Raw genomic sequence first — 26,454 nt, forward strand, 5'->3', positions numbered from 1 at the left:
TCCTCGTTCGCCGAGCCGCGTCGTGGCCACCAACTGACCGACGGCTCAGGACTTGTGCGCCCACGCCACTTCGGTCACCGGTGAGCGTCCGAGCAACGGCTCCCACCAGTCGCGGTTGTCCGCGTACCAACGGACGGTGTCGCGCACTCCGGTCTCGAACTCCACCACTGGTTCCCAGCCGAGCTCACGGCGGATCTTGGCGGAGTCGAGCAGATATCGGCGGTCATGACCTGGCCGGTCGGGCACTTCCTGCTTCAGAGACGCGGGCAGGTCCAGTTCGTCCAGCACCAGGTTCGCGATCTCCTCGACGCTGGCCTCGACACCGGTGCCCACGTGGTACGTCTCTCCAATACGGCCTCTGTACAGCACGGCTTCGATGGCGCGCACGTGGTCGAGCACGTGGATCCACTCGCGACGGTTGTCCTTTGACGCGTAGACCGGCAGTGGTCGGCGGTCCAGCGCGTGAGTGGTGAACAGCGGCAGCACCTTCTCCGGGAACTGGTGCGAGCCGTAGTTGTTGGCGCAGTTGGTGATCGTGACAGGCAGGCCGAACGTCTCGTAGTAGGACCGCACGGCGTGGTCGCCGCCCGCTTTGCTGGCGTTGTACGGCGTGCGCGGCCGGTACGGCGACTCTTCGGTGAACGCCTGCTCGGCGTCCAGCGCGAGGTCGCCGTAGACCTCGCAGGTGGAGATGTGGTGGAAGCGCTCGACACCGACTCGGCGCGCGGCTTCCAGCAATGCCTGAGTTCCCAGCACGTTCGTGCGGAAGAACCGGCCGGGGTCGAGGACGGCGAGACTGTTGTGCGACTCGGCGGCGAAGTTGACGATCGTGTTGATGCCGTGATCGCGCAGTACCTGCTCGGCATCAGCAATGTCGGCGTGCACGAAGGTGATCCGTTCACGCACGTCGGTCAGGTTGCTCTCGGTGCCCGCGTAGGTCAGCGCGTCCAACGCGACCACACCGTCCTCCGGGTGCTCGTGCACCCAGTGACGGACGAAGTGGGAACCGATGAATCCGGCAGCGCCGGTGACGAGCAGACGCATGTCAGTCCTCCTGGTCGGTGCCGGTGATCGGGGCGACGCCGGGCGGTTCGGCGGCTGCAGTGGCGGGCCAGCCACGGAACTCCACCTCCAGCCGGAACCGGTGTCCGAGATAGCGGTGCTCGGACAGCGCGATCGGCTTGTCATCCGTCCCCACGGCGAGGCGGCGGATCAGCAGGATGGGGGTGGACACGGGAACCTTCAGCAGGGCCGCGACGTGCGAGCCGGCGGTCGTGGCTGTGATGCTCTGCCGGACGACAGCGACCTGATGGCCGTGGCGCCGAAGGGTTTCCCAGGTTCCGGGGTCCTCCGCGTCCATGCGGCTGATCGGTGCCGCGAGCGCGAGCGGAACCCACTCGGTGACCACGTCCAGCGGGGTCGCGTCAGCTCGTCGCACCGCCTGGACTCGCAGCGTCTCCGTGCCGTCGGGCACAGCCAGGAGACGGGCCACGGCAGCTGGAGTGGCCCCATATCCGTACTCGACCACCGTGCGCGCCAGAGACACCCCGGCTTCGGTGATCGCTGAGACCGCGTGTTGGAAACTGCCCAGCGCCAGGGACTGCCCGAACGAAGCGCCGGAGACGACGAACCAGCCCGCGCCTTTTCGGGACGCCAGCAGTCCTTCTCCGCGTAGGTGCTCCAGCGCCCGCCGTACGGTCACTCGGCTCACCTCGTACCGGCGCCCCAGGTCGGCTTCGCTTTCCAGTGCCCCGGACGGTCCGTAGTCGCCGAGCGCGATCCGTTCTCGCAGCTCACCGGCGAGCCACTGCGATCGGGAACCTGTCATAAATCTGTATCATACAGATTTGTCACCTGATGTCGCCAAGCATGAAGGCTTCAGTGTGGGTTGAAATACATACTCGGGCTCGCGGGTCGGTGTTCGCGGTGGCAACGATCAGAAGCAACTGCGCCTTGACGGTGAAAGGGTGACGCGCGCCGGGGGCGTCCAGTGGTGCACCCGGGTTTGCCCTGGTCAAGGTGGGTGGCCGGCGGTTCCCTGACGCTCGGTGGCGGGCGGGCTGTGATGTGCACCAATCAGGGCTTTGCATGATCATGCGTCACGGTGCATACTCTCACTCATGTCCAAGGTGCTTAACTCTCTGCCCACCGGCGAGCGCGTCGGCATCGCCTTCTCGGGCGGCCTCGACACCTCGGTTGCGGTCGCGTGGATGCGCGACAAGGGCGCCATCCCGTGCACCTACACGGCCGACATCGGCCAGTACGACGAGCCCGACATCGCCTCGGTGCCCGGCCGCGCCCTGACCTACGGCGCCGAGATCGCGCGCCTGGTCGACTGCCGTGCCGCGCTGGTCGAGGAGGGTTTGGCGGCGCTCACCTGCGGAGCGTTCCACATTCGCTCGGGCGGGCGCGCCTACTTCAACACCACGCCACTCGGTCGTGCCGTCACCGGGACGCTGCTGGTCCGGGCGATGCTCGAGGACAACGTGCAGATCTGGGGCGACGGCTCGACGTTCAAGGGCAACGACATCGAGCGGTTCTACCGGTACGGCCTGCTCGCGAACCCCAACCTGCGCATCTACAAGCCCTGGCTGGACGCGGACTTCGTCACCGAGCTCGGTGGCCGCAAGGAGATGTCGGAGTGGCTGCTCGCCCACGACCTGCCCTACCGCGACAGCACCGAGAAGGCCTACTCGACCGACGCCAACATCTGGGGCGCCACCCACGAGGCCAAGACGCTGGAGCACCTGGACACCGGCATCGAGACCGTTGACCCGATCATGGGCGTGCGGTTCTGGGACCACTCGGTCGAGATCGACACCGAGGACGTGACGATCAGCTTCGACCAGGGCCGCCCGGTGGCGATCAACGGCAAGGAGTTCGCCACCCAGGTCGACCTGGTGCTGGAGGCGAACGCGATCGGCGGTCGGCACGGCATGGGCATGTCCGACCAGATCGAGAACCGGGTGATCGAGGCCAAGAGCCGCGGCATCTACGAGGCGCCCGGCATGGCGTTGCTGCACGCCGCGTACGAGCGGCTGGTCAACGCCATCCACAACGAGGACACTCTGGCCACCTACCACAACGAGGGACGGCGGCTCGGCAGGCTGATGTACGAGGGCCGCTGGCTCGACCCGCAGGCGCTGATGGTGCGGGAGTCGCTGCAGCGCTGGGTCGGCACCGCGGTCACCGGCGAGGTGACGCTGCGGCTGCGGCGCGGTGAGGACTACTCGATCCTGGACACCTCCGGCCCGGCCTTCAGCTACCACCCGGACAAGCTGTCGATGGAGCGCACTGAGGACTCGGCGTTCGGCCCGGTGGACCGGATCGGCCAGCTCACCATGCGCAACCTCGACATCGCCGACTCACGAGCCAAGCTGGAGCAGTACGCCAGCCTTGGCATGGTGGGCACCGCCCATGCCGCGCTCATCGGTGCCGCTCCGGCGGCCTCGACCGAGCTGATCGGCGCGATGCCCGAAGGCGGGGCCGAGGCGATTGCCTCCCGCGGCGAGGCCCCCGCCGACGACGAGCTGCTCGACCACGCGGCGATGGAGTTCGGCACCGACTGACCCGGACACGGGCGCGGGGCCTCGGGGTGTTCGCACACCGAGGCCCCGACCCGCACCGGTGCCTGATCCTGACGTGGGCGCCCGGTGCGGCGCATGGTCGCGCAGACCTGGCCCGGCGCGGTCAGGGGTCGCCTGGCCCCATGACAGGATGATCTTGTGGCGTTCGACTTGCAGACGGCGGCCCTGGTCGCCCTTCTCCTCAGCTTCGGCATTGCCTTGGGGGCCTTGGTCTCGCGGTGGAAGACCCGGCAGGACGTGCTCGTCCTCGAACGCCAGATCGACGTCCACCTCGAATTGGCCGGGCGGCAGCACCAGGCCTTCCTCGACACCGTGCGCGACCGGGACAGCCGACGCGACCTGCGCGACGTGTACGACGACCTGGCCAGGTGGACGCACCTCCTCGAACGGACCGTGGACGAGGTGTGGAGCGCGTGTCAGACGGCGGATGAGGACCTCCGCAAGCGCGCCCTGGTGGCCGTCGACGAGTGGGTGTGGGGATCCCTGAGAGTTCCGGCCGAGTACGTGCCCTCCAGCCTCTGCTGGAGCGGCGAGATCCATCGCCGTGTTCGCGAGTTCAAGGAGAAGTCCTTCACCTTCATGTTCGCCGCGCGGAGCGTGCTGAAGCACGAGCACCGGGTGGGACTGGACTCCGCGCCGTCGCCGCGCAGTGCGAACGTCCGCGAGCCGTACTTGGAGGCGCTGAGCGCGCTTGATCGCGTTCGGTCCTGCGCACGGGTGGAACTGGGCGTGGTCAGCGCCGAGGACTGCTAGCTCGTGTCCTGCACGTGGTAGCACCACCTCTCCACCCCTTGGCGCCCTCACACCCCTGGCGCCCTCACCCGCGTGCGCCCCTCACCCGTGCGCCCCTCTTTTCGCGTTTTGTAGTCATAACGCGATTTGGGAGCGTTCTTTTGCGCATCAAGGTGACAAAACGCGAAAAGCCTGACCACACCAGCTAGTCCACGCGTGCACCGGGGTACGAGGTGGCGTGACCCCGGGGGATCGGGGCGACTTGCAGGACAGGTGCTAGGCGTCCCGATAGCAGTCTCGGATCTGAGGGAGTTGCTGGAAGTCGGCTGACTTGTAGGTGGCTACGGCGCCCACGTTGGAGCTCGGGGTGCAGACGATCGCGCTCGACGAGCCCAGCTCCTGGAGTGTGGCCGCCGCGGCGACGGTGATCGCCTTGCCGTAGCCGCGACCGCGATGGTCCCGGTGCACGCCCATCGGTTCGAGCAACCCGGGCTTCCCCCGGCCGGCCGACCACACCGTCACCACCGACACCGCGTCGCCCTGGTCGTCGTACGCGACCAGGCACCGGGCGTCGGCGTACGGCGATCCGGCCGCCATCGCGTGCCAGCGCTTGTCCGTGAACGTCGACCCGTCGAACGATGCCCGCAGTACGGCGGACCACACTGGCGCCTGCTCCGGCCCGATCACCTCGATCCGCATGCCGGGGTACTCCACCGGCTCGGTGAGATCGCGGCGCAGCGGCGTCCACGGCTCGTCGGCGTTCCAGCCGTGCTCGAACAGCAGGTCTTGGACCAGGGTGCCCGCTGGCGCTTCGACGGAGGCCTTCCCCTCGGCCAGCACGCCGTGCTCCGGCTCGGTCACGTCCTCAACCAGCTGCTGCGCCAGCTCCTCGTCCCGCTGGGCGTCCGGCGCGATCGTCAGCCGCAACAGCGTGGGACCGTCCAGCAGTCCGACGGCGAGAACCCGGTCGTCCCGGCTCCACGTCCGGACCGCCTCGGCCGTCGCCTCCGCGCCGAACCGCCGGAACCAGCCCAGGTCCCCCGGATGCAGTTGCCACGGAGCCCCGTCGTGCTGCCACTCCCGCAGCACGCCCACCGCCTCGCTCAGCCCGTCGACTCCTGGCTTGCCCAGCACGATCGCCATAACCCCGATCACACACCACCGCGCCGACAGCCCGCACCTGATTTCCGGTCCGGAGTGGCTGTGCTCGCCCTGACTGAGAACGCGACTCTGGTGATCAAGAGCATCACGTGGTCGTGTCCTGCACGTGGCAACACCACCTCACCACCCCCTGGCGCCCTCACCCGCGTGCGCCCCTCTTTTCGCGTTTTGTAGTCATAATGCGATTTGGGAGCGTTCTTTTGCGCATCAAGGTGACAAAACGCGAAAACACTGACCACGCCGGCTGGCCCGGATGAGGGCACGGGGGCGCGGGGGCAGGGGGGCGCGGGGGGGGGCTAGTACGACAGGCCCCAGATCGCGGAGTGGTTCGACGGGGTGCCGCACACCAGGCATGTTGTGGCGTCCGCGCTCAGGTGGCTGGGGAGGCAGCGGATCGTCACGCCGAGCGGCTTCAGGCCCGTTTCGCAGCCGGACGAACCACACCAGCCCGCCAGTGCGAATCCCGCGCCGTCTTCGCGGAAGTGGGACTCGGCGTCTTCGCGGGTGGTGATGTCGCGGCGGATGCCCTCGTCCAGGCGGTCGGTTGCCCGTGCCAGCAACCTGTCCTGAAGACCGGCCAGCTCCTCGCCGACCGAGGTGACGAAGTCCGACAAGGGGAGCTGCTGCTGCCGATGGGGCTCGAAGCGGTTGCGGAAGCTCACCGTGCCGGACTCGGCGTCGCGGGGGCCCACTTCGACCAGGAGCGGGGCACCTCGCTTGATCCACTGCCATTTCTTGTCGCCGGGGCGGGTCGCTCGGTTGTCGAGGTGGACGCGGACGCGGCCGAAGCGGGTGCGCTGGGCGCGCAGAGCCTCGGCCAGGCGGTTGGCGTAGTCGAGGACAGCGGGGGACGAGTCGCGCAGCACGGGCACGATCACGACCTGGTGCGGTGCCACTGCGGGAGGCACGCACAACCCGTCGTCGTCCCCGTGGGTCATCACCAGCGCGCCCACCAGGCGGGTCGAGGCTCCCCACGAGGTTGTGTAGGCGTGTTTGCGCGCACCGTCGGTGTCGGTGAACTCGATTCCCGCCGAGCGGGCGAAGTTCTGGCCGAGGTAGTGCGATGTGCCCGCCTGGACCGCTTTGCCGTCCTGCATCATCGCCTCGATGGTGTAGGTCCGCTTCGCGCCGGGGAAGCGCTCCGTAGGCGACTTTTCCCCTGCCACGACGGGCATTGCCAGCCAGTCGCGGGCGAAGCTCTCGTAGACCTGGTGCATCTCAAGGGTTTCTGCCACCGCTTCCGCTTCAGTGGCGTGTGCGGTGTGGCCCTCCTGCCACAGGAACTCCGTGGTGCGCAACAGAACCCGGGGACGCATCTCCCAGCGGACCACGTTGGCCCACTGGTTGAGCTTCAGCGGGAGGTCGCGGTAGGACTGGACCCACTCCGCCATCGTCTCGCCGATGACGGTCTCCGAGGTGGGACGCACGACGAGCGGTTCCTCGAAGGGGGCTGCGGGCACGAGCCTGCCGTCGCGCTTCTCCAGGCGGTGGTGGGTCACCACCGCCATCTCCTTCGCGAAGCCCTCGACGTGCTCGGCTTCCTTCTCGATGTAGGACAGCGGGATGAACAGCGGGAAGTAGACGTTGTCGTGCCCTCGGTCCTTGATCTGCTGGTCCAGCTCGCGTTGCATCAGCTCCCAGATGCCGTAGCCCCAGGGCTTGATCACCATGCAGCCGCGCACGTGGGACATGGCGGCGAGATCGGCCTGGCGCACCACTTCCTGGTACCAGGACGGGAAGTTCTCGGCCCTGCGCGGTGAGATCGCGGCCTTGGACTGGGACACGTCGCCTCCCGTTCGGGTCGAGGACATCGCAACGACGGCCGAGTCTGGCAACACCGCGCTGTCACCGCATCCGGATTTCCTCTCCATACGTGGTGGAGAACGCGCCCCACAGCACGGGGGAGAAACGCGGGTCTCCGGTCGCCTCCCAGTTGTCCGCCTGCTTTCGTTGCCACGCCGACAACGCTGCGATCGGATCGGGCGACTCGTGCGCGTCGTTCACCGCGAGGACGGCGTCGGTGAAGACCGAGCCGTCGTCCGGTGAGAAACCCGGCACCAGCTTCGTGAGCCCGGCGTCGGTGGGCAGCGTCCACCTCGTCGACGTCACGTACTCGGCTCCGCCGCGCACCATCACCGTCACCAGCCCCGTTGGTTCGGCGAAGCGGGAGTCCCCGCCGCTTTCGCATGCGATGAGCGCGACCCTGTTCGGAATGCGCCACGGTCGTGGGGAGTCCGGCCGGTGGCCCAGCGCGATGTCGGCGGCGGTCAGCGGGCGGTGCGCACCGACCAGGGCAGCACGCCCTGTCGTCTCGGCGCCGCAGGACAGGTGCATGCGCGCGTCGAGTCCGTGGTCCGCCGTGGTGACGTGTCCTATGTAGACGAAGCGACTCGCGTCGGTGAGCTCGCGTTCCAGCTCGTCGCGGTGCACGTTCCGGTTCTGCGGCACCAGGCGCGAGCCGAGCTGGTCCACCATCGAGGTCAGGGTGGACCGGCCGAGCACGGAGCCCATGCCCGGAACCTTCGGGTCCAGTGCTCCGACCACCTTGCCGGACGGCTGCCAGGGCGAAACCCTTCTGTCGTGGGCATTGCGCACCGTCGCGGGTGGGAGCAGCGACACGTCGGCGTTGTGGACGGTTCGCTCGCCCGCGTCCACCCGCAGCGCTTCCCAGGGGACCTGGGCGGTCGACGGCGACGGCTGGATGCGCAGGTGTGGGCGGATTCCGCGCTCGATGAAGGTGTTCAGCTCCATGGCGAGGCCGTAGGGGAGCAGGGCCTTCGCGAGGTTCTCGGCGAGGGCGGTCTCGCGGGAGCGGTCGACAAGAGCGCCGTGGGCAAGGGACCGTGCGAGAGCTTGCTCCACGGTCTCCCCGGGAAGCGGGGAGGGGAGCGCTTGGGACAGGTCTTCCAGCGGCGCGCGTACGAGATCGCGCGGCACTCTGAGGGCTCGGGGCTCGGTCGGCGCGTGTTCCCAACGCCATGACAGGTAGAGGTCGCCTGCGTCGACGAACTTCAGCTGGACCGTCACCATGACCGGATCACCTCGTTCGACCGCACCGCGAACCCATAGCGCTGCTCAGCCAGGTCGATCCACTTGTCGAGCGCTGAAGGGACATCGGGCTCGACTCGTACTCGCGGCGGCAGGTCGAGGTCCGGCAGCGGGAAGGCGGGACCGACGAGAGCCGAGGCGGCGAACGGCAGAGGGATAAACTCGTTGGGCGCCAATGGTTCCGTAGCGGCTGACTGTGAGGGCTGAAGGGACACCGTCGCGGTGACGTGGTCGATGTACGCGACCGCGAGCTCGACTTCTCCCAAGGCGGCTATGACCGTGAACGCCGCGCGGGTCGCCGGGGCGGCGGCGAGGGCGACCCAGCGTTCCCGCAGCGGCCCTGGGCTGAAGCGATGACGAAGGGCCTCCGCTGCCAGGGCCGCCGGAAGCGCACGGTCCAGTGCCCGGCGGTACAGCTCGGGGTCCGTCGCGCGGCGGATCATCGTCTCCGCCCACCACCAGTCCGTGGTCAGCGTCGTGTGCCACAGACCCGCTTGTTCGGCCAGTTCGCGCGCGGCGTGATAGCGCTCGTCGGCGTTGTCGAAGTCCCCCAGCGCTTCGAAGGCGCTGCCCTGGACCTGGTAGGTCGCGATGCGCACGACGGGAGACACAGCGTCGATGCGCTCCAGCATCGCGAGAGCTTCGCGCGGTTGTCCACGGCTCACCGCCACGGCGGCGCGTCCGTGCAGGCAGGTGGTGAGTTGTTGTTTGTTACCAATGCTTTCGAGTAGTCCTTCAGCCGCCGCGTACAGCCGTTCGGCCTCGTCGTCGCGGGAGCCGAGGTGAGCCAGCCGGGCCAGGCTGAGCAGTGCGGTCGCCTCGCCGTTGGCGTCGTTGGTCGCCGCGAAGAGCTCGCGTGCCAGCCGGAAGTGCTCGGTGCTCGCGGCCTGGTCACCGGTCGAGTCCGCGATTTCGGCCAGCGACATGTGAGCGTACGGGACGTAGTGCGGTGCCGTTTCGTAGGCGAGGTCGAGCGCTGACTGCGCTTCGGCGGTGCCTTCCTGGAACCGGCCGCTCATCGCCAGGACGGACGCCCGGATGGCGTGCAGGGAGACGGCGATGTGCTCACGCCCCGCAGTGACCAGTTCGAGCGCATCGAACGCCTCGTCGAGATCCGCGAGAGCTTCGGCGTACTGCGACCGGAAGCGCAGGTACTGGGCACGGGTTCCCAGCGCGTTCGCGCGGAAAGCCGCTGTCCCGTAAGAGTTTCCCGCCTGCGACTCGATGCCCCTGGCCAACTCGATCGTCTCGGTGCTCCACCGCAGCGCCCCGTCGAAGTCCCCGAGCGTCGCGGCGACTCCCGCGCGGTTCCCCGCGATCGCCGCTCGCAGGATCAACGCCTCGATGTCCTGGTACTGGAACGTTTCGCGGTATGCCTCGTCGAGCGTCTCCGCGGCCGCCTGGTGGTCACCGGCTTGGGACAGCTCGGCGCCCCGAGTGTTCAGTTCGACGCAGCGTTGCCAGCGGGCTTCGGTCATGTGGTACCCGCCGATCGCTCGGTGACGGTGGCGTCGGAGGCTCCGACCCGTGCTCGCGCGCGAGCGATGATCGCGGTTCTGCGCGCAGCGGCTCCAGGATCGGGTTGTGGTTGGTCCCCGGCGAAATCCGGTGCGTAGACAGTCAGCGTGCGTTGCGCCGCAGGGAGCAAGAGCGCTGCGGGCGCCAGTGTTGTCCGCCCGATGACGGTCCTCGGCAGGTACTCCAATGGGAACTCGACCGGACCGAACCTGGCTGCAAGACGTGGTTGTGCCTGTGCCGCCGGAGCGCGGGGGACGGAGACCTGGAGGATCGACTGGCCGTCGCGTCGGTGGACTGTCCAGGCCGCGTCGGCGGCGGCGTCCAGCACCGCGTGGGGCAGGAGTGCCCAGTCGACCGGGCTCGTTCCTCGCATGACCACAACTCCGTCGGCCTCGATACCGCCACTCGCGGCGAGGGCGAAGTCCTCACGGCTGGGGGTGCTGGAAACCTTGTCGGACAAGGTGATTCCGTAGTTGTCGGCCAGTTCCGCCAACTGGTCGGCGAACTCGTCCACCCGTACCGCGGCGGTCAGCGCGCGCTCGGTCGCTTCCTCGTCGTCGAGCAGGTGGTCGATCGCGCCCGTCGCCACGGCCTTCTCGGCGCGGAGCACGTGATCATCCAGCGGCGGAACCTCCGCGATCGCCGAGGCGGGCCACCATGCCTCGGCCCACGTGAGGTGGGCCACGGTGCGGGCCGCGTCGCGGACCGGGCTCTCACCGGGAGAAGCCTCGACGGTGTGCGCGCCGTCGAGAATCGCCGTCGCCGTGTCGAGCCCGTAGATCTCCCACAGCCAGTCGGCAGCGCGGGCGGCGTCATAGATCCTCGCGGCCGGCACGACCGCGTCGGACAGCACATCCCAGTGCAACAGCGCGCCACGCGCCTCCAGCAGCGCCGTCTGCTCGGGGTGCTCGGGTGCGACTCCGACGAGAATCTCGGTGCCGACTCGGGTGATCGGCAGGGGCTCGGTCATTGCCGGGCTCCCAACGCCGAACGCAGCCGGTCGCGCTGGTCCATGATCACCGAGCGCAGGACCCCGTCGAGCACGTCCCACAGCTCGTGCGCGGCCAGCTCCTCGTCCCGCAGCTCGCGGCCGTGCAGGCGGACCCACAGCCGCCGCAGGTACGCGCCGTGCACCGAGCGGACGTCGTCGCGCAGCGCCTCGGGAACGCCGGAAGGCATGCGCAGCACTCGGTGCACGTACGCCTCGCGCTGCCACCGTGATCTCAACCGGGCTTGCGCGTCGGTCGCCGCTACCGTCCCGTCGAGGTCGGCGCTGGCGTCCCGGCCCAGGACCATCGTGATCCGGCTGTGCTCCTCGGCGAGCTGCCACGGCTGCGCGGAGCGGTGGATCTCGTGCCGCACAAGGGAAGCGACGTCGCTCTTCGACTGGAGGTGGAACCCGGAGAAGAGCCGTTCGAGTATGGACCGGTCCAGCGGCTTCGGAAGGGTCTTCTTGGATGCCTTCTCGCCGAGCTCCGGCGGCACGATGCGCGCGTGGTCGGTCAGCCCGTAGCCGGCCGCGACGCCCGGCTGCTCCAGCTCGGCGGCCGCACCCGAACCGACCCGGGCCGAGACGAGCGACTCGAACAGATCGGGTTCCGGAGCCGTGGCGCAGGTCGTGAGGAAGTCGGCGACGCGGCGCTGCGAGCCGGAGACCGCGGGAACGTCGCGCTTTCCCGCCCAGGCCAGCCGGAGGAGCCGCCCGAGCTCCCCGGAGTGGGCCGGGTCGGTGACGTAGCCGCGCAGCTCGGAGACGGTCGTGCCGGTGTGGATCTCGCGCACGGCTTCCGCCGCGATGGCCGCACGCGGAGTGCCGTGGATGTGGGCCAGCTCGTAACAGCGCTGGAAGTACAGGTCCTGCGGGTTGCCCTCGGTGATCTTCGCGTGGCGCCTGGCCCGCTTCAGCTCCAGGAACCACGCGGCCGTGGCGGCCAGCACCTCGGCGGCGTCGGTGATCGCGCGGCGGAAGTCCTCGGCGTGTTCGGCGCGCACCGAGGTCCCAGCGAACTGCGGGTTCCGCACCGGGCGCAGCACCAGCGGGTCAAGAATGAGTTTCACCGTGCGGGCCAACGGCCGTCCGGACGAGTTGCTCAGTGCGGCGACCGAGTCCCCCAGCTGCGCCCAGACCTGCGCGAGCAGCATTCCGCGAGGAAACGCGACGGCTGCCGCTTCGGGGCCCGCGCTGCTGACGCTCATGGTGAGCAGCCTAGCGCCGCCCGAAACCTGTGATCGGTAGGAAGCCGCCTCGCCCGATGCTGGCCGCATTGTCACTGCGTCAGGTGGGGAGCGAACTCGTGGACATCACATTTCACAGGCCCAGGCAGCGGCGTGGTCCGCGATCGGCCTTCGTATTGCTGCCGCTGGTGTTGTTCGGCTGCATGTTCTTCGGCGGCTCGTACCTGCTCTCTCCGGAGCCGGACGTCGAAGTGCAGCGCGATGTCGGGTTCGCGACGGTCAACGGACGCGAGGCCGCACTGCTGCCATATGAGCGCAGCGGTTCGCGCGGAATGTTCCAGCTGATGTTCCGGGACATGTTCCAGGTTCGCCTGGCCGCGATGGATCTGCGCACCGGTGAGCGGCTGTGGGACATCCAGTTGTCCGACAAGCTGCTCTGGAACGCCAGTGTCCTCGCCGCGGGTAAGACCACGGCATATGTGTCAACGGACGCGGGATTGGTGGCGGTTAGCCTGGCCAACGGGGAGGTTCTCGCCGAGAGGGCCGGTTTTGGCGGGCTCGGTGACTCCTATGTCGCCTCACGGTCGGCATACGCCTTCGACGCCGACCGCAACGTCGTCGTCGCGATGGACGCGACCGGAAACGTCCACACCATCGCGTTGGACTCCCTTGTCACCACTCCCGCTGACGCCGCGACGGCCGCGATGTGGAACGGAAAGCTCTCCGGCAAGCGGCCCCTTCCCGACGCCTCAAGCACGACGGCGAAAGAAGCCATGCTCAATCCCACGGAGTCCTTGGTGCTCAAGGACAAGCCAATGGGTGCGACGTTGTTTCGCCGGGTACCGGGTGGCCGGATCAGTCCTGTCGGCGACACGGTCTTCCACAACGCGCAGATCGTGCTCGAACGCAGTTCTCCGCGTACTGCGGCCGGAGCCAGGTCGGGGCACGTCCTTGTCCAGCACGAACGAAATGTGAACGACAAGACCAACGTCCTCAGCGTTGTGTCGCTGGCGACCGGAGCGGTGACCGATTCCCTCGTCGTCGGATCAAGCAGGGCGCAGACGGTTTCGGACGACAAGACGGCCGTCACCGTCGCAACGGAAGGGAAGAGCCATCCCAACGGCCTCGCCGTCGTCGGCGCGGACGGCCGGATCACTCACTTCTCCGTTGGCACGTCGAACGTCTTCGGACTCTGATCGGAAAGGAACCACCATGAAGACGGTCGCCTGGATCGTGTTGGCAGTCAGCCTCGCCTGTACCGCGATGTTCGTCATGACCGGCCTCACCGACGACACCGAGCTGCCCTGGCTCAACGGCTGGATGGCCGGCCCAGTGATCCTGCTCTTCGTCGTCCCGACCCTGTTCCGCGTGGGCGGCATGCTCGGCGGTGGCACGGCGAAGGCGTATCGGGACGCGCCGATCGGCATGGGCACGGTCGTCTCGGTCAGCCGGACCGGCCTCAGCATCAACGACCAGCCGCAGCTGGAGATCGTGCTCGACGTGGACACCCCGGACGGGCAGTCCTTCCGAGGTGTGGCAAGGCAGATCGTCGACCTGACCGAACTCGCCATGGTCGCCCCGGGAGCCGTGCTGCCCGTGCGCTACCTGGCGGGTGGCCCGGAGCGGAAGGTCGTGCTGGCGGTCGGGGCCTCCCAGCAGGAGATGCAGGCGGCCCTCAACCGCGTACAGCTCGCGAAAGGCACCATGACGCAGAAGCAGCTGATGATCGCCGAGCAGGGGATCGACACCCAAGCGGTGGTGCTGGCCATGGTCCCCACCGGGGAGATCCGTGGCGACCGGGCGGTTGCGCACCTGACCATGCGGGTCACCCGGCCGGACGGGAGCACCTTCGACCTGACTCAGGAGAAGGCGCTCGCCGCGAGCACGGTGCCGCAGGTGCAGCCGGGAGCCGTCGTGCGGGCGAAGTACCTGCCGCACGACGAGTCCGAGGTCGTGGTCGTCACCGCCCTCGCCCGGTAGTCAACGTTGGTCGGCGAGCCGCAGCAGCGTGGTGGCCAGGACGGTGACGCCGTGCGCGCAGTCCTCCGGGGTGGAGTACTCGCGCGGGTTGTGGCTGATGCCGTCGTACCGGCCGCGAACGAAGATCATCGCGGTCGGCGCGATGGCGGCGATCTCCTGGGCGTCGTGGCCCGCGCCGGACATCAGCGACAGGTGTTCGAGCCCGTGGTCCTCGACGGCCTGGGAGATCGTCTTCTGGACGCCCTCGTCGAACGGGACGTGGTGGGTCTTGGCCATGCGCTCGGCGGTGATGGTCAGCCCGGGTTGCCCGCGGCGCAGCTCGGCGAGGAAGTCGGCGAGGTCGTGCTCCGCCCTGGCCATGTGCTCGTCGTCGGGGTTGCGCAGGTCCACCGTCAGCTCGGCCAGCTCCGGAACGACGCTGGGCAGGCCGGGCGAGGTGCGGAGATGGCCGACGGTGCCACGGAGGCGGCCGTAGTCGCCGGAGTCGACCATGTCGCGGACCCGGCAGACGATCCGGGCGGCGGCGAGACCGGCGTCGACCCGGAGTTCGGTGGGCGTGGTCCCCGCGTGGGCGGCGCGGCCGTGAACGGTGATCTTCTGCCAGGAGATGGCCTGCACGCCCGTGACGACACCGAGCGGGACGCCGGCGTCGGCGAGGACGGGCCCCTGTTCGATGTGGCACTCCACGTAGGCGTGTGGCGGTCGCAGGCGCACGTCGTGGGGGCCGTGGAAGCCGATGCGGTCGAGCTCGTCGCCGAAGCGCAGCCCGTCCCGGTCGGTCAGGTCGTGGGCGTGCTCCAGAGTGATCCGCCCGGCGGCGACGGCGCTGCCGAGCATGTCGGTGCCGAAGCGGACCCCCTCCTCCTCGGTGAACGCGGCGATCTCGATGGGGCGGTGGGTGGTGATGCCGCGTTCGTTGAGGGCGCGGACGACTTCGAGCGCGCCGAGCACGCCGAGGCAGCCGTCGAAGGCCCCCGCGGTGGCGACGCTGTCGATGTGGGAGGCCGCCATCACAGGCGCCGCGGTCGGGTCGGAGCCCTCGCGGCGGCCGAAGATGTTGCCCATCCGGTCGATGCGGACGGTCAGGCCGGCGTCGGTGAACCACGACACGAGCAGTCGCCGCCCCGCCGCGTCCTCGTCGGTGAGGGACTGCCGGTTCACGCCGCGCAGGCCGGTGTTCGGGTCGTCGTACGCCCCGACCTCGGCAAGGCGCATCAGGGAGTTCCAGAGCCGGTCACCGTTGATCTCCATGAGCATTGGTCAGTTCTCCCTGGCGTAGGCGGGATTCGCGGCGGTGCCTTCGGTGTTGAGCAGGACCACGGTCGAGTCCGCGTCGACTCCGAGCTGCCTTCTGCGGTCTTCATCACCCAGAGCGGCTCGGGCACCGGCGAGCGACGCCGCTCCGCAGGGACCCGCCGACACGCCAGCGGCCACCAGTGCGGTGGCGGCCGCTCGGCTGTCGCGGTCGGTGATGCTGACCGCCGCGTCGAGGCCCGCGTTGAGGAGGGGCCACGCCGACGCGGACGGAGTGCCGCAGTTCAGTCCGGCCATGGACGTGCCTGGTGTGGGCACGCTGACGAGCTCGCCCGCCGCCAGGCTGGCCAGAAGGCCCGCCGCCGTGCTGGGTTCGACCGCCAGCAGCGCCGTTCGCGCGGCAGGGGCGGTGCCGCGGTGGTGGGTGATCGCGGCCTGGGCGAGCGATCCGACGCCGACGGGGACGACGAGCAGGTCCGGCGTGAGCTGTTCGCCGATCTCGCGGAACAGGGTCGAATAGCCCTCGACTATCCACTGTGGAACGTCGTGGTGACCGGGGACATCGGTGTCCTGCACGAGCACGTGGGCCGGGGCTTTCGCGACACGCACGGCGTGATCGATGGCGTCGTCGTACGAGCCGTCGATGTGTTCCACCACAGCGCCTTCTGCGGCGATCGCCGCGACGGCATCCGAGTGGACCCCAGCTGGCACAACGACATGGGCGCTGAGCCCGGACCGCCGAGCGGTGCGGGCCACTGCACGGCCGTGGTTGCCGTCGGTCGCGGTGACGAGCACCCGGGCGTCCGCGTGCTCGGACAGGACCCGGTGCACCGCCCAGGACGCTCCGAGGACCTTGAACGCGGGAAGCCCGAACCGGTCCGACTCGTCCTTGACCAGCACCCGGCGCACACCCAGCTCCTCGGCCAAGGCGGGCAGCTCCACGAGCGGGGTCGGCCGGTAGCCCTCCACGTCGCGGTGGAACCGGTACGCGGCCTCGGACGCCGGGGCGTGCCGCCAGGCGCGCGCGGTGGGCCGGAAGAACCAGTCGCCAGGTGCTGAGGTCATGGGCTCACCGTAAAAACGGCCGAGACATTGGTCCAGCGAATGTTTCCGAGCGATAATCGTCAGAAATTCCGAACGATGGGGGCACATCGTGTACGACCTGCACCGGTTGCGGCTGCTCCGGGAGCTGAAGTCACGCGGCACCCTGGCGGCGGTGGCGAAGGCGCTGTCCTACAGCCCGTCATCGGTGTCCCAGCAGCTGTCCCAGCTCGAAGCCGAAGCCGGTGTGCCACTGCTGGAGCACGTGGGCCGGGGCGTGCGGTTGACCGCCCACGCCGAGATCCTGGTCGGCCACACCGACGCGATCATGCAACGCCTGGAGCAGGCGCACACCGACCTCGCCCGCGCTTCCGCCGAGGTCGTCGGCACGCTGCGGGTGGCCGCGTTCCAGACCGCCGCACTGGCTTTCGTCCCGGACGCGTTGACGGCGCTGCGCGCACAACTCCCGCGACTGCGTGTCCACGTGCGGCACATCGAGGCCGAGCTCGCCCTGCCCGCCCTGCTGGCTCGCGAGTTCGACCTCGTCATCGCTGAGGAGTACCCCGGCAACGCGCTTCCGCGACCGGAGGGGATCGAGCGCCGCGATCTGTGCCAGGACCCGTTCCGGCTCGCACTGCCCCCGCAGGACAGCAGGCGTCGGCTGGAGCTGGCGGACCTGGCGGAGCGGCCGTGGGTGATGGAGCCCGAAGGAACCGCGGCGCGGCAGTGGGCCGTGGCCGTGTGCCGCGCCGCGGGCTTCGAACCCGACGTGTGCTTCGAGTCGACCGACATCCTGTTCCACGTGCACCTGGTCGAGCAGGGGCACGCGGTGGCGCTGGTGCCGGATCTGGTCTGGCGGAGCACCACGACCGCTGCCGTCCTGCGGGCGCTGCCCGGCGGTCCGCACGCACGGACGCTGTTCACCGCCGCCCGCGCCGGAACGCAAGCTCACCCGGCCGTGGTCGCCTGTCGCGACGCCCTCGCCGCGACAGTGCGCTGACCGGTCAGTCCATCCTGGGCTGTGCCTTCGCGACCACGCCCATCGCCGTCGCGGCACGCTCAGCGGCGGGACCCGTGTGCCTGCCGAGTCCACACGCGCACGCCACTCCCGTCGACGAACGGCCGGCTGCCGTCTCGAACAGGTGCAGCGCGGCCACGGAGGACAGTTCGTCGGACTCGGCGACCACGCCGGGGATGAGCTGGCGCCACGACCGGGAGAGCCGTCGCAACGGCGCGTAGAACTTCTCGTCCAGAGACGGGGAGTGCGAGCCGAACGCGACCGGGATGTGCACTGGTGGCAAGGAGATCTGTCTGCGCGTCAGCTCACGGCCGAGCTTGTTGAGGTAGGTCACCGACCACGTCAGGTCCTTGGGCACGAACACTTCGGTGTTGTTGTAGTTGCCGTAGCACAGGTGCAGGATCACCTTGGCCTGCTTGGGGAAGCGCGCCAGCATCTTCGCGATGTACTTGCTGTGCAAGGACGACGCCAGGGCCGGGCCGCCGGGGAAGATCCGCGCCTTCCACATCCCGACCAGCGCCGACGGGAACTCGACGTGCCACAGCACGTCGTCGCCGTGCGCCTCGGTGACCTTCGTGACGTAGTCGACGATCGCGTCGGTGTAGACCGGCATGTACTTCAACGCCCGCCGGACTTCGGACAGCGCGGGAACCGCGTTCTGGAAGCTCGGGCCGACGAAGGTGAACAACGACAGGTCGATGGGGCTCGGCACCGACAGCATCAGTCGCGTGTCACCGAGGTTGAGAGCCTTGAACTCGGCGACCTGGGCGAGCGCGGCGTCGACGTCCCCGTGTGAGACGTGCTCCGGCTTTAAGACAGCGCCCTTCCGGACGCGGTAGCCCCGCATGTCGTCGTAGTCCTCGTACTCACCGGCCGCGGTCACCTCGAAGACATCGGTGTTCTCGGCGAGTCCCAGCAGGTAGTTGATCACCCACCGCGGGTCCTGCCTCGTGGGCAGCGCGGTGATCTCGTGGCCCTTGCTGTGGCGGAGAAACCATTGCATGACCTCGGCGTCGCTGGTTGTCAGCTCGGGCGGCAGGCTGCCGCAGAAATGCAGCTGTCGGGGCATGATGGGGCGCCTCCCTTTCGTGGGTTGCCGAGTGTCCTCAGTATCGGCCGTCACCTCTCGCCGACACGCCGAGAGCCGCCCCATGGCGGAGGGGCCGAGGACAGGAAGGAATCGTCCCACTGGTCCGCAGTGGACTTTCGGACGGTCGGGACGGCGAGGTGCGGATCGCCGCGATCGCGGCGCCGGTCAACCGGGCGGACGTCCAGCGACCTCGCTGTTCGCTACGTGGACAACCCCGCGATGGCGGCGACGTGACGGACGTCCGTACCGCAGCAGCCGCCCAGGATCGTCAGCTGGGGCAGTGCGGCACGCAGCCGGGCGTAGTCGTCGGCCAGCTCGACGGGATCGCCGTCGTCGAGCTCGGTCGCCTCGTCCAGCTCGGCGTGGCTGCGGCGGGATGCGTTGGCGCGCAAGCCTCGCAGCCGCTGCATCCCGGGGATGAGGCGGTCGGCGAAGTGCGAAGGGTGGGCGCAGTTGACCATGTAGTACGCCGGAGGCGTGTCGGCGTCGACCGACGCGATCGCGTCGGCCAGCGTGGTGCCGTCGGGGAGGTTGCCGTCGGTCTCCAGGGTGAAGGAGACCACCGACGGCAACCCGGCGCGCTTCGCGGCACGGGCGACTCCGAGAGCTTCCGCCGGAGTAGTCATGGTGAGCGCGGTGACGAGGTCCACCTCCGCTTCGGCGAACGCGTCGACCTGTGCCTGGTGGTACTTCGCGGCGTCGTCAGCGGTCATGACGTCGTCCGGCTGGTAGCCGTCGCCGCGCGGGCCGACGCAGCCGCTGATCACCATGGGCTTGCCGGAATCCGCCTCGTCGCGCAGCTCCACCATCAGCGCGACGGCGTCCCGGTTCGCAGCCGCGAGCGACGCGGCGTCGTAGCCGAGGCGGGCGGCCCAGTCCGGGTTGGCGCGCCAGGTGGGCGCCTCCAGCACGAAGCCCGCGTCGGCGTTCTTGGCCACGGCGATGTGCTCGCGGTAGTAGTCGCCGAGCGCCCGCCTGCCCTTCGTGTCGCTGAGCAGGGGAAAGGCCGCGAACTCCGGCAGGTCGACGCCCTTGTTGAAGATCAGGTCGGTTTCGAGACCGGAGTCGGTGAGGAACAGCTCCTGGCTGAGCTGGGGGAGTTGCCGGGACATGGGGTCTACCTCCGCCGGTCTCAAGGGCGGCCCATGCTAGCGCCAGTCGATCTTGCTGTGAACAGCTTCTGCCTGGGGCTGACGCCGCCGCCCCGACGTCGTCATTCGCCGCGCATCGAGCGGCGGATCTGCTCCAGGCGGTCGCGCCCCGCCTGGTCGCGGTCGGCCATCTGCTGGTCGACCGACGTGGCGTCCGTGGCCAGCTCCGTCGCGCCGATCGACGTGGTGAAGCGGCTTTCGATGCGGTCGCGCACGTAGTCGAGCGTCGGCACGCCGCCGTCGTCGTAGTCGAACTGCGGCGTGACCGGGGCGGGCGGCTCCACTGTGCTCGCCACGACCTCGCCTTCGATCGGCGCGGGGTCGTGCGGCTTCGGCTCGGTCATCGCCTGCTCCGTTCGGTCCGGGGAGCTTTCCGATGACCATTGTGCCGCACGTGCGAACGATAAATGTGAGAAGTATTCATTTATGGCGTCAGAGGTGCTTCGTCAGGTGAGCGAGGGCCTGATCGGTGCTGGGGGAGATCGCGGTGTTCAGGCCCTCGTCCGCGCCGTGGGCGGCTTCGGCGCCGCGCGGGATCATGACCGTTTCGTATGCCTGGACGGCGGCGTCGATGGTCGGCTCGGTGATGATGCTGTTCGCGAGGTCCGCCGCGTCCAGCATGGCGAGGTTGGCGCCCATGCCGGAGAACGGCGACATCAGGTGCGCCGCGTCGCCGAGCAGGGTGACGCCCGGGGTGTGGTCCCACTTGTGCGGCACCGGGAGCGCGAACAGCGGTCGGTTGACGAAGTCGCCGTCGTGCTTGGCGATCAGGGAGAGCAGGCGCGGGCTCCAGTCGGCGAACCTCTCCAGCAGCTCGTCGCGCATCGAGACGGGTCCGCGGTTCCAGTCCTGGGGGACACGCAGGGCGGCGTAGACGAGGACGCGGTTGCCGCTGTTGCGCTGTGCGATCAGCGCTTTGTTGTCGTAGGGCGCCATCATGGTGCCTTCGCCGACCAGTTCGGAGATCTCGGTGCCCGGGTTGTTGAGGCTGATCTCCACGAAGGTGACGCCCGTGTAGACGGGAACGGCGTCGGAGAGCAGGCGGCGGACGCGTGACCAGGCTCCGTCCGCCCCGATGACCAGGTCGTAGTCGGCGGTGCTGCCGTCCTCGAAGTGTGCTCGGTGAACACCGTCTCCCAGTGGGGTGAGGGTTGTGAGGTTGCGGCCCCACTGGACGGTTCCCGGGGTGAGCGAGTCCAGCAGGAGGGCGCGCAGCTGGCCGCGGTCGATCTCCGGGTTGAACGACTCGCCAGGGGGCGGGGCGTGCTGGTGCAGGAGTCCGCCGGTGTGGTCGTAGAGCCGCATCTCCTGACCCTCCGGGCGGGACAGGTCCAGGAAGGCCTCCAGCAGCCCGGCGGCCTGGAGGGCGAGCTGGCCGGAGTCGGCGTGCATGTCGAGGGTCCCGCCCTGGGGGCGGGCGTCCGGCGCGGGGTCGCGGTCCAGGACGGTGACCGGAAATCCTTGCCGCTGAAGGATTCTGGCGCAGGTGAGGCCGCCGGGGCCGGCGCCGACGATCGCGGTTCGAGGTGTCATGCGACCAGAAAAGCACACTCGATACATAAGTGCAACGAGTCAACTTTTTGAGTGAGACAACCCACGGGGTAGGCTCGTGTCATGACCGAGACCGTGGGGCGCCGGGAGCGCAAGAAGGCCGCCACCCGCAAGGCCCTGGCCGACGCCGCGCTGGAGCTGTTCCTGGAGCGCGGCTACGACCAGGTCAGCGTCAAGGACGTCGCCGAGGCCGCCGACGTCTCCACCACCACCCTGTTCAAGCACTTCCCGAGCAAGGAGGCGCTGGTCTTCGACGAGGACGCCGATCGGGAGGCCGCCCTCGTCGCCGCGGTGCGCGAGCGGCAGCCTGGGCAGTCGATTCCGCAGGCCCTGCTGGGGTGGTTGAAGGGCATCCAGCTCAGCGGTCGCGCCGAAGACCCCCGCCTTGCCCACTTCATTCGGCTGGTCCAGGAGACGCCCGCGCTGAACGAGTATGGCCGCCGCATGTGGTTGCGGCACGAGGCCGTGCTCAGTCAGGCGATCGCCGAGGAGGTCGGCGCTCCGGCCGACGACATCGCGTGCGCGGCGCTGGCCCGCTTCGCCCTCGACGCCCCGTTCCTCGTCCACGGGCGCGCCGAGGGCGGCCAAGCGCTCGACCGCATCTTCGAGCTCCTTGAGCGTGGCTGGGACTTCCCTTAGTACGACTGGAGTTCGATGAGGTTGCCCTCCGGGTCGCGGAGGTGGGCCGTGCGCATCGTGGGCGCCCAGTCGGGGCGGTCCTGCGGCGGTGAGGCGACCCGCGCTCCATGGCGGACGAGGCGGGCGCAGGCGTCGTCGACGTCGCCGACCCGCATCACCAGCATCGCGGAGTCCTGTGCCGGAGCGGCCTCCGGCAGGTCGGTTGTGCCGACGACCTCGGCGATCGTGGCGCGGCCGTAGAGCACCAGTCCCGCCTCGCCCGCGACGTCCCAGTTCGCGTACTGCGCTTCTGGCAGCACCTTCACCGGCTCGGCGTTGAGGAGATCGCGCAGGGCCGCCCGGTAGAACTCGACCGCCCTGGCGAAGTCGCGCACCAGCAGGCGGGGGTACAACGCGTCCATCCGTGCCTCCAAATTAGTGGGTAGTCACCAACTATTGGTTTTACCCTACAGTTGGGGCATGGACCTGCCACCGACTTTGCTGGGGATCACCACCTTCGTCCTGCACCGGGTCGCGGTGACCAGCCGGAGCGCGGTGGCGGAGCGGATGGCGCGGGACGCCGGTCTTGGGCTGTGGCAGTTCGCGGTGCTCGCCGCCGTCGCCGACACCGGACCGGCCGCGCAGCGCGAGATCGGCGACTCGCTCGGCCTCGACCCGAGCGACCTGGCGCGGCTGATGGACGAGCTGCTGACCGCCGACCTGGTCGCGCGGGAGCGGGACACCGCCGACCGGCGACGCTACCGGGTCACCCTGACCACGACCGGCCGCGCCGCACTGCGCAGGGCGAAGGCGGTGGTGGCCAAGGTCGAGCAGGAGACCCTGGCGCCGCTCACCGAGACCGAGCGCAAGCGGCTGCACGCGCTGGTCGGCAAGATCCACCGGGCGCGCTGAACCCGATCTTGTCGGTGCACCTCCTCATAGTGGCGGGCCGATCCGTCGACTCGACTTGCGGAGGAACCATGTGCTGGGACTGCGACAACCCCGACGGTGACTACCTCGCCCATCTGCGCGGGATCATCGACAGCCATGGCTGGGCGGTCCAGGGCGTCGAGGGCGACGGGGTGCACCCGCCGTGGGCTTACACGGTCGGGCTCACGCCCCGTGGCAAACCGGAGCTGGTGGTGACCGGAATGCCGTTCCAGGGCGCCGCCGGCCTGCTGAACGTCATCGCGCCGGAAACGGTCCAGGCAGGCGAACGGATAGAGCTCGGGGAAGCACTCCTCATCGAGGTCGTCGAGCTGGCCGTGCCGAGCGCACACCTGCATGTGGCCGTTGGGTTGTACGGCCCCGAGGTGCGCGCGTTGCAGTTGGTGCACGCGGACCTCCACGGCCGTTGGCCCTGGGAACGCGGGTATCGCGGCGTCCGAGGAGGACAGCCGGTGCTGGGGGTGCGCGACCAGTGAGCCGCAAGTGACCTGCATGTGAGAACCATGGTGTGGCTGGCTAGGTTGGCGAGCCACACCGCACCCTGACGGTAGGAGAGTGCCGTGCGCACAGCGCGTTCTTCGGTTCTGGCCGCTTTGCTCGTCTCCCTGGTCGCCTCGTTCACAGCAGTGCTGCCCGCCTCGGCGACAGCGGCGTTGCCTGCGGGGATGTCCCGCTTCGTCGTGGCGGTCGGTGGACTCAGCACGGGCTCGACGTCGAACTGGGTGCGCCTGGCGAACTACTCGCTCACAGCGTCCGGTTCGGTGACGGAGTCGCACTTCCACTGGAGCCAGAAGAACCGCGTCAAGCGCAGCTACACCGGGGTGACCGGCAAGGACTGCGTCGCGCGCGCCTGCCAGGTGCAGACCGCCAACGGGTTCCAGGCCGGGTCGCCGCCGCAGAAGCTCAGCGGCAAGTACACGGTGAACGGCTCGGTGCTGCGGATCACCTGGGCCACGGCGGGATGGGAGGAGTGGACGATCAGCCAGCCGATCCCGGGCAAGCTGGCCAAGCTGGTGTTCCGCGGCAGCTCGTTCAAGGCCACCCACGGCTACGGCTACGGCAGCAACGCGCGGTGGGACCAGCGCGCGTCCATGGCGAAGATCGCCGCGGCCGACCACAGCGCATTCGAGCACCAGTACCACTTGTGGAAGACGAACGCCGGAAAGCCTTACCTTGACGAGGGTTCCGGCAGCCCGTTCTGGATGCGTGACTGGAAGAAGTGCTCCAGCTCGCGGTGCCTCGGAGGCAAGACGCCCAGCACGCAGTACTACCTGTCGACGGCGAACGCCAGCGCGACCGACCGCAGGGACACCATCTGGCACTGGCGCACCGCACTCGCCGACGGCAGGGGAGAGCACTGCTACACCGGCAACTCCCACGTGAAGCCGATGATGCAGATCATCGACAGCGACGGGAACTTCCACGGCTGGGTCGCGGTGGAGGCGTCACTGAACCAAAGCTCGCCCTCGGAGGGCCGATCGGCCGACGACCTGGGCGTGTTCCGCATCAGCAGGTACTGAGGGGCTCGCTGTTCCGGCGGCGGTCCGTTGGTGTTCCCGTCGCAGGGACAGCGCGGCGGCGGGTGGCTCGGTGGGCCGATCACCGTGGCCACCCGCTCCGGCGCACCAGGTGGGTACGCGACCTCACGCGGCAAGATCGCAAGGCGCGTTCTGGACGCGATAAGGGCATGCCTCGTTTGGATCCCGATGGGACGTCGAGCATGGTTCTCGGGCGTGAATGATTTGTCGCGGCGGTTGGTGCCGATGAGTTGTGGTGTTGGCGGAGCCGTTGATTCCTGCCCGCAGGAGGGCGGTCGGGGCCGGGCCCCGTGCGGTGTCACCGCGATCATGCTCGTGCTGACCAGCGGGTGCGCCTGGCGGCATCTGCCGCCGTCGTTCGGGGTGGCGGTGCCCGCCGCGCATCGGTGGTTCACCACCTGGGCCCGGGCCGGGGTGTGGGCGAAGCTGCACCGGGCCGTGCTCGATGAGTTGGGTTCGCAGGGGCTGATCGACTGGTCGCTGGCGGTGCTGGACGCGGCGCGGGCGGCAAGGGGGGATCGCTGATCCGGTCCGAACCCGGTGGACCGGGGCACGCCCTTCCTTCCCGCCCCGATGGCAGGGGTGTCCGCCGCCAGCCTCAACGACCACCCCGCGCCGGAAACCGAATGGGACGCCCTCTGAGCACCCACCCGACTTTGGCGATGTTTTCCCGTTCGCCAACAGCGAAAGAATTGGCGCTATTTCACCCTGTAGGGCCATAATCACTATTCTCGGCGAGATAGAATAGGAATATGACCCCCGACGAGACCCTCGACGCAATCGAGGACGCCTACCGCGCGGTGAATCACGCGCACGCGGTCCTGGCACGCCGTCTCGCCGATTTGGTGGTCAGCACGGATTTCGCCGAATACCCCTACCTCGGCGATGAGGTCGGCGCGTTGTTGTCGATTTCCTCGCGCAAGGCGAGCACGCTGATCAACCACGCCGAGAACCTCGCCTCCCGCCCGGCCGTCCTCGCCGCCCTGGAGGAGGGCCGGATCGACCAGGGCAAGGCCCTGCTGATCGTCGATCAACTGGAGCCGCTCACGGCTGTGCAGGCCGAGATCGTGGAAGCAGTACTGATCGAGTACGCCCGTACCCACCACTACAGCCGCATCCGCCAACACGCCCAACGCCTGATCGCCAAGCTCGACCCCGCAGCAGCGGCCCGGCGGCATGAGGAGAAGAAGCGGACCCGGCGGGTGGAGAAGCTCAACCTCGACGACGCGATGTGTGCGTTGCGGTTTCAGTTCACCGCCGTCCAGGGCGCCCTGGTGTGGGATCGGATCGACCGCATCGCCCGAGGCCTGGGCGATGATGAGCGGACCATGGACCAGCGGCGGGCCGATGTCGCCTTTGACCTGCTGATGGGCAAGGAGACCGGCGCACCCCAGGGCGAGGTGAAGGTCCTGGTCACCCTCCCTGCCGCGACGTTGATGGGGATGGACCAGGAGCCCGGGATGCTGGCCGGGTACGGGCCAATTCCCGCAGACGTGGCGAGGGACATCGCAGCGGGTGGCACGTGGAAGCGGATCCTGACCGACCCGGTGACTGGGGTGGCGGTGGACGTGGGCCGCACCAACTACCGCCCATCAGCGGCTCTCGCGGACCTGGTGCGAGCACGCGATGTCACCTGCGTAGCGATCGGCTGCCGCCAACCGGCCCACCGATGCGACCTCGACCATTGCGAACCCTTCGACGGCACCAACACCATCGCGGACGATCTCGGTGCGAAATGCCGCCGACATCACGTGATGAAACATCACACCCGGTGGAAACGAACCCAGCTTCCGGGCGGTATCCATATCTGGACCACGCCGATGGGACGAACGTATGTCCGGGAACCCGAACCGATCGCGGATCCTGGTCCACCGTTTTAGACCCGACCCCGGCTAGCCCGCCACCGTATTAGGTGAGCGGGCTAGCGGTAGTGGGTGGTCAAGGAAATGCGCGCCCGAGTTCGGGAGAATTATCCGGAGGCAACCCGACGGAGTCGGGGCGGCAGAACGGCCCTTAAACCACGCCAGCCAACAAGAGCGCACGC

Annotated in this window: 25 protein-coding genes and 1 pseudogene; 11 read left to right on the plus strand and 15 right to left on the minus strand. The window is 68.9% G+C overall.

Annotation, left to right across the window (positions count from 1 at the left end):
* Positions 1-45: 45 nt before the first annotated feature.
* Both rfbB and ACFFQA_RS31555 read right to left on the minus strand, forming a co-directional pair.
* Complete coding sequence (rfbB, locus tag ACFFQA_RS31550) at positions 46-1,044, minus strand: dTDP-glucose 4,6-dehydratase (RefSeq protein ID WP_377860255.1); 999 nt, start codon at positions 1,042-1,044, stop codon at positions 46-48.
* Position 1,045: 1 nt separating this feature from the next.
* Complete coding sequence (locus ACFFQA_RS31555; RefSeq protein ID WP_377860257.1) at positions 1,046-1,828, minus strand: GntR family transcriptional regulator; 783 nt, start codon at positions 1,826-1,828, stop codon at positions 1,046-1,048.
* A 292-nt stretch (positions 1,829-2,120) separates the two neighbouring features.
* Here ACFFQA_RS31555 and argG point away from each other — a divergent pair, with 292 nt between their 5' ends.
* Both argG and ACFFQA_RS31565 read left to right on the plus strand, forming a co-directional pair.
* Complete coding sequence (argG, locus tag ACFFQA_RS31560; protein ID WP_377860259.1) at positions 2,121-3,569, plus strand: argininosuccinate synthase; 1,449 nt, start codon at positions 2,121-2,123, stop codon at positions 3,567-3,569.
* 156 nt (positions 3,570-3,725) lie between these two features.
* Positions 3,726-4,340 carry a hypothetical protein gene (locus tag ACFFQA_RS31565; protein ID WP_377860261.1) on the plus strand — a complete coding sequence of 205 codons (615 nt, stop codon included), beginning with the start codon at positions 3,726-3,728 and terminating at the stop codon, positions 4,338-4,340.
* A gap of 255 nt (positions 4,341-4,595) precedes the next feature.
* Here ACFFQA_RS31565 and ACFFQA_RS31570 read toward each other — a convergent pair whose 3' ends face one another.
* The 6 genes from ACFFQA_RS31570 to ACFFQA_RS31595 form a co-directional block, all read right to left on the minus strand.
* Positions 4,596-5,462: a GNAT family N-acetyltransferase gene (locus ACFFQA_RS31570; protein ID WP_377860263.1), complete on the minus strand. Its 867-nt coding sequence runs from the start codon at positions 5,460-5,462 to the stop codon at positions 4,596-4,598.
* Between the two features lie 314 nt (positions 5,463-5,776).
* On the minus strand, positions 5,777-7,264 hold the full coding sequence (gene proS / locus ACFFQA_RS31575) for a proline--tRNA ligase (protein WP_377860265.1): 1,488 nt from the start codon (positions 7,262-7,264) through the stop codon (positions 5,777-5,779).
* Positions 7,265-7,325: 61 nt separating this feature from the next.
* Positions 7,326-8,510, minus strand: a complete 1,185-nt coding sequence (locus ACFFQA_RS31580; protein ID WP_377860267.1) for a CHAT domain-containing protein — start codon at positions 8,508-8,510, stop codon at positions 7,326-7,328.
* Positions 8,504-10,006, minus strand: coding sequence for a hypothetical protein (locus tag ACFFQA_RS31585; protein WP_377860269.1), 1,503 nt, complete (start codon positions 10,004-10,006; stop codon positions 8,504-8,506). The genes ACFFQA_RS31580 and ACFFQA_RS31585 overlap by 7 nt, the downstream gene beginning before the upstream one ends.
* Positions 10,003-11,016 (minus strand): hypothetical protein, encoded by a 1,014-nt coding sequence (locus tag ACFFQA_RS31590; RefSeq protein WP_377860271.1) that lies wholly within the window; start codon positions 11,014-11,016, stop codon positions 10,003-10,005. Before ACFFQA_RS31590 ends, ACFFQA_RS31585 begins: the two co-directional genes overlap by 4 nt.
* Positions 11,013-12,242: a hypothetical protein gene (locus ACFFQA_RS31595; protein WP_377860272.1), complete on the minus strand. Its 1,230-nt coding sequence runs from the start codon at positions 12,240-12,242 to the stop codon at positions 11,013-11,015. Before ACFFQA_RS31595 ends, ACFFQA_RS31590 begins: the two co-directional genes overlap by 4 nt.
* Positions 12,243-12,340: 98 nt before the next feature.
* Between ACFFQA_RS31595 and ACFFQA_RS31600 the strand changes: the two genes are divergently transcribed.
* Together ACFFQA_RS31600 and ACFFQA_RS31605 are read left to right on the plus strand one after the other, a co-directional pair.
* The gene (locus tag ACFFQA_RS31600; RefSeq protein ID WP_377860274.1) at positions 12,341-13,417 is read left to right on the plus strand and encodes a PA2928 family protein; all 1,077 of its coding nucleotides are present in this window, start codon (positions 12,341-12,343) and stop codon (positions 13,415-13,417) included.
* 16 nt (positions 13,418-13,433) lie between these two features.
* Positions 13,434-14,201 carry a hypothetical protein gene (locus tag ACFFQA_RS31605; protein ID WP_377860276.1) on the plus strand — a complete coding sequence of 256 codons (768 nt, stop codon included), beginning with the start codon at positions 13,434-13,436 and terminating at the stop codon, positions 14,199-14,201.
* Here ACFFQA_RS31605 and ACFFQA_RS31610 read toward each other — a convergent pair whose 3' ends face one another.
* Both ACFFQA_RS31610 and ACFFQA_RS31615 read right to left on the minus strand, forming a co-directional pair.
* Positions 14,202-15,458, minus strand: coding sequence for a M20 family metallo-hydrolase (locus tag ACFFQA_RS31610; protein WP_377860278.1), 1,257 nt, complete (start codon positions 15,456-15,458; stop codon positions 14,202-14,204).
* A 3-nt stretch (positions 15,459-15,461) separates the two neighbouring features.
* The gene (locus ACFFQA_RS31615; RefSeq protein ID WP_377860279.1) at positions 15,462-16,520 is read right to left on the minus strand and encodes a pyridoxal-phosphate dependent enzyme; all 1,059 of its coding nucleotides are present in this window, start codon (positions 16,518-16,520) and stop codon (positions 15,462-15,464) included.
* An 88-nt stretch (positions 16,521-16,608) separates the two neighbouring features.
* On the opposite strand from ACFFQA_RS31615, the gene ACFFQA_RS31620 reads away from it, so the two are divergent.
* Positions 16,609-17,496 (plus strand): LysR family transcriptional regulator, encoded by an 888-nt coding sequence (locus ACFFQA_RS31620; RefSeq protein WP_377860281.1) that lies wholly within the window; start codon positions 16,609-16,611, stop codon positions 17,494-17,496.
* 4 nt (positions 17,497-17,500) lie between these two features.
* Here ACFFQA_RS31620 and ACFFQA_RS31625 read toward each other — a convergent pair whose 3' ends face one another.
* The 4 genes from ACFFQA_RS31625 to ACFFQA_RS31640 all read right to left on the minus strand — a co-directional run bounded on the left by ACFFQA_RS31625 (position 17,501) and on the right by ACFFQA_RS31640 (position 21,288).
* Complete coding sequence (locus tag ACFFQA_RS31625) at positions 17,501-18,583, minus strand: hypothetical protein (RefSeq protein WP_377860283.1); 1,083 nt, start codon at positions 18,581-18,583, stop codon at positions 17,501-17,503.
* Between the two features lie 221 nt (positions 18,584-18,804).
* Complete coding sequence (locus tag ACFFQA_RS31630) at positions 18,805-19,716, minus strand: homocysteine S-methyltransferase family protein (protein WP_377860285.1); 912 nt, start codon at positions 19,714-19,716, stop codon at positions 18,805-18,807.
* Between the two features lie 101 nt (positions 19,717-19,817).
* Entirely contained in the window at positions 19,818-20,099 is a 282-nt protein-coding gene (locus ACFFQA_RS31635; protein WP_377860287.1) for a hypothetical protein, read from the minus strand.
* A gap of 88 nt (positions 20,100-20,187) precedes the next feature.
* A complete protein-coding gene (locus ACFFQA_RS31640) occupies positions 20,188-21,288 on the minus strand; it encodes an FAD-dependent oxidoreductase (protein WP_377860289.1) in 1,101 nt (366 codons plus the stop codon).
* A gap of 81 nt (positions 21,289-21,369) precedes the next feature.
* Here ACFFQA_RS31640 and ACFFQA_RS31645 point away from each other — a divergent pair, with 81 nt between their 5' ends.
* Positions 21,370-21,945: a TetR/AcrR family transcriptional regulator gene (locus ACFFQA_RS31645; RefSeq protein ID WP_377860291.1), complete on the plus strand. Its 576-nt coding sequence runs from the start codon at positions 21,370-21,372 to the stop codon at positions 21,943-21,945.
* Here ACFFQA_RS31645 and ACFFQA_RS31650 read toward each other — a convergent pair.
* A complete protein-coding gene (locus ACFFQA_RS31650; protein ID WP_377860293.1) occupies positions 21,942-22,346 on the minus strand; it encodes a VOC family protein in 405 nt (134 codons plus the stop codon). The genes ACFFQA_RS31645 and ACFFQA_RS31650 overlap by 4 nt on opposite strands.
* Positions 22,347-22,404: 58 nt before the next feature.
* On the opposite strand from ACFFQA_RS31650, the gene ACFFQA_RS31655 reads away from it, so the two are divergent.
* From ACFFQA_RS31655 to ACFFQA_RS31675, 5 genes and pseudogenes are all read left to right on the plus strand, one after another.
* On the plus strand, positions 22,405-22,836 hold the full coding sequence (locus ACFFQA_RS31655; protein ID WP_377860295.1) for a MarR family winged helix-turn-helix transcriptional regulator: 432 nt from the start codon (positions 22,405-22,407) through the stop codon (positions 22,834-22,836).
* A gap of 68 nt (positions 22,837-22,904) precedes the next feature.
* Entirely contained in the window at positions 22,905-23,348 is a 444-nt protein-coding gene (locus tag ACFFQA_RS31660) for a DUF4262 domain-containing protein (protein WP_377860297.1), read from the plus strand.
* An 84-nt stretch (positions 23,349-23,432) separates the two neighbouring features.
* On the plus strand, positions 23,433-24,392 hold the full coding sequence (locus ACFFQA_RS31665) for a hypothetical protein (RefSeq protein ID WP_377860299.1): 960 nt from the start codon (positions 23,433-23,435) through the stop codon (positions 24,390-24,392).
* Positions 24,393-24,578: 186 nt separating this feature from the next.
* A pseudogene (locus ACFFQA_RS31670) lies at positions 24,579-24,932 on the plus strand (transposase); the annotation flags it as partial.
* A 230-nt stretch (positions 24,933-25,162) separates the two neighbouring features.
* Entirely contained in the window at positions 25,163-26,290 is a 1,128-nt protein-coding gene (locus tag ACFFQA_RS31675) for an HNH endonuclease signature motif containing protein (protein WP_377860301.1), read from the plus strand.
* Positions 26,291-26,454 lie beyond the last annotated feature (164 nt).

This window comes from Allokutzneria oryzae (genome assembly GCF_042429765.1).
In the GTDB taxonomy this organism is placed as follows: domain Bacteria; phylum Actinomycetota; class Actinomycetes; order Mycobacteriales; family Pseudonocardiaceae; genus Allokutzneria; species Allokutzneria oryzae.

Coding starts and splice junctions, on each gene's coding strand:
- rfbB (WP_377860255.1), bottom strand. CDS start 1,044: ATGCGTCTGCTCGTCACCGGCGCTGCCGGATTCATCGGTTCCCACTTC.
- ACFFQA_RS31555 (WP_377860257.1), bottom strand. CDS start 1,828: ATGACAGGTTCCCGATCGCAGTGGCTCGCCGGTGAGCTGCGAGAACGG.
- argG (WP_377860259.1), top strand. CDS start 2,121: ATGTCCAAGGTGCTTAACTCTCTGCCCACCGGCGAGCGCGTCGGCATC.
- ACFFQA_RS31570 (WP_377860263.1), bottom strand. CDS start 5,462: ATGGCGATCGTGCTGGGCAAGCCAGGAGTCGACGGGCTGAGCGAGGCG.
- ACFFQA_RS31580 (WP_377860267.1), bottom strand. CDS start 8,510: ATGGTGACGGTCCAGCTGAAGTTCGTCGACGCAGGCGACCTCTACCTG.
- ACFFQA_RS31585 (WP_377860269.1), bottom strand. CDS start 10,006: ATGACCGAAGCCCGCTGGCAACGCTGCGTCGAACTGAACACTCGGGGC.
- ACFFQA_RS31590 (WP_377860271.1), bottom strand. CDS start 11,016: ATGACCGAGCCCCTGCCGATCACCCGAGTCGGCACCGAGATTCTCGTC.
- ACFFQA_RS31595 (WP_377860272.1), bottom strand. CDS start 12,242: ATGAGCGTCAGCAGCGCGGGCCCCGAAGCGGCAGCCGTCGCGTTTCCT.
- ACFFQA_RS31605 (WP_377860276.1), top strand. CDS start 13,434: ATGAAGACGGTCGCCTGGATCGTGTTGGCAGTCAGCCTCGCCTGTACC.
- ACFFQA_RS31610 (WP_377860278.1), bottom strand. CDS start 15,458: ATGCTCATGGAGATCAACGGTGACCGGCTCTGGAACTCCCTGATGCGC.
- ACFFQA_RS31615 (WP_377860279.1), bottom strand. CDS start 16,520: ATGACCTCAGCACCTGGCGACTGGTTCTTCCGGCCCACCGCGCGCGCC.
- ACFFQA_RS31625 (WP_377860283.1), bottom strand. CDS start 18,583: ATGCCCCGACAGCTGCATTTCTGCGGCAGCCTGCCGCCCGAGCTGACA.
- ACFFQA_RS31630 (WP_377860285.1), bottom strand. CDS start 19,716: ATGTCCCGGCAACTCCCCCAGCTCAGCCAGGAGCTGTTCCTCACCGAC.
- ACFFQA_RS31635 (WP_377860287.1), bottom strand. CDS start 20,099: ATGACCGAGCCGAAGCCGCACGACCCCGCGCCGATCGAAGGCGAGGTC.
- ACFFQA_RS31640 (WP_377860289.1), bottom strand. CDS start 21,288: ATGACACCTCGAACCGCGATCGTCGGCGCCGGCCCCGGCGGCCTCACC.
- ACFFQA_RS31645 (WP_377860291.1), top strand. CDS start 21,370: ATGACCGAGACCGTGGGGCGCCGGGAGCGCAAGAAGGCCGCCACCCGC.
- ACFFQA_RS31650 (WP_377860293.1), bottom strand. CDS start 22,346: ATGGACGCGTTGTACCCCCGCCTGCTGGTGCGCGACTTCGCCAGGGCG.
- ACFFQA_RS31655 (WP_377860295.1), top strand. CDS start 22,405: ATGGACCTGCCACCGACTTTGCTGGGGATCACCACCTTCGTCCTGCAC.
- ACFFQA_RS31660 (WP_377860297.1), top strand. CDS start 22,905: ATGTGCTGGGACTGCGACAACCCCGACGGTGACTACCTCGCCCATCTG.
- ACFFQA_RS31675 (WP_377860301.1), top strand. CDS start 25,163: ATGACCCCCGACGAGACCCTCGACGCAATCGAGGACGCCTACCGCGCG.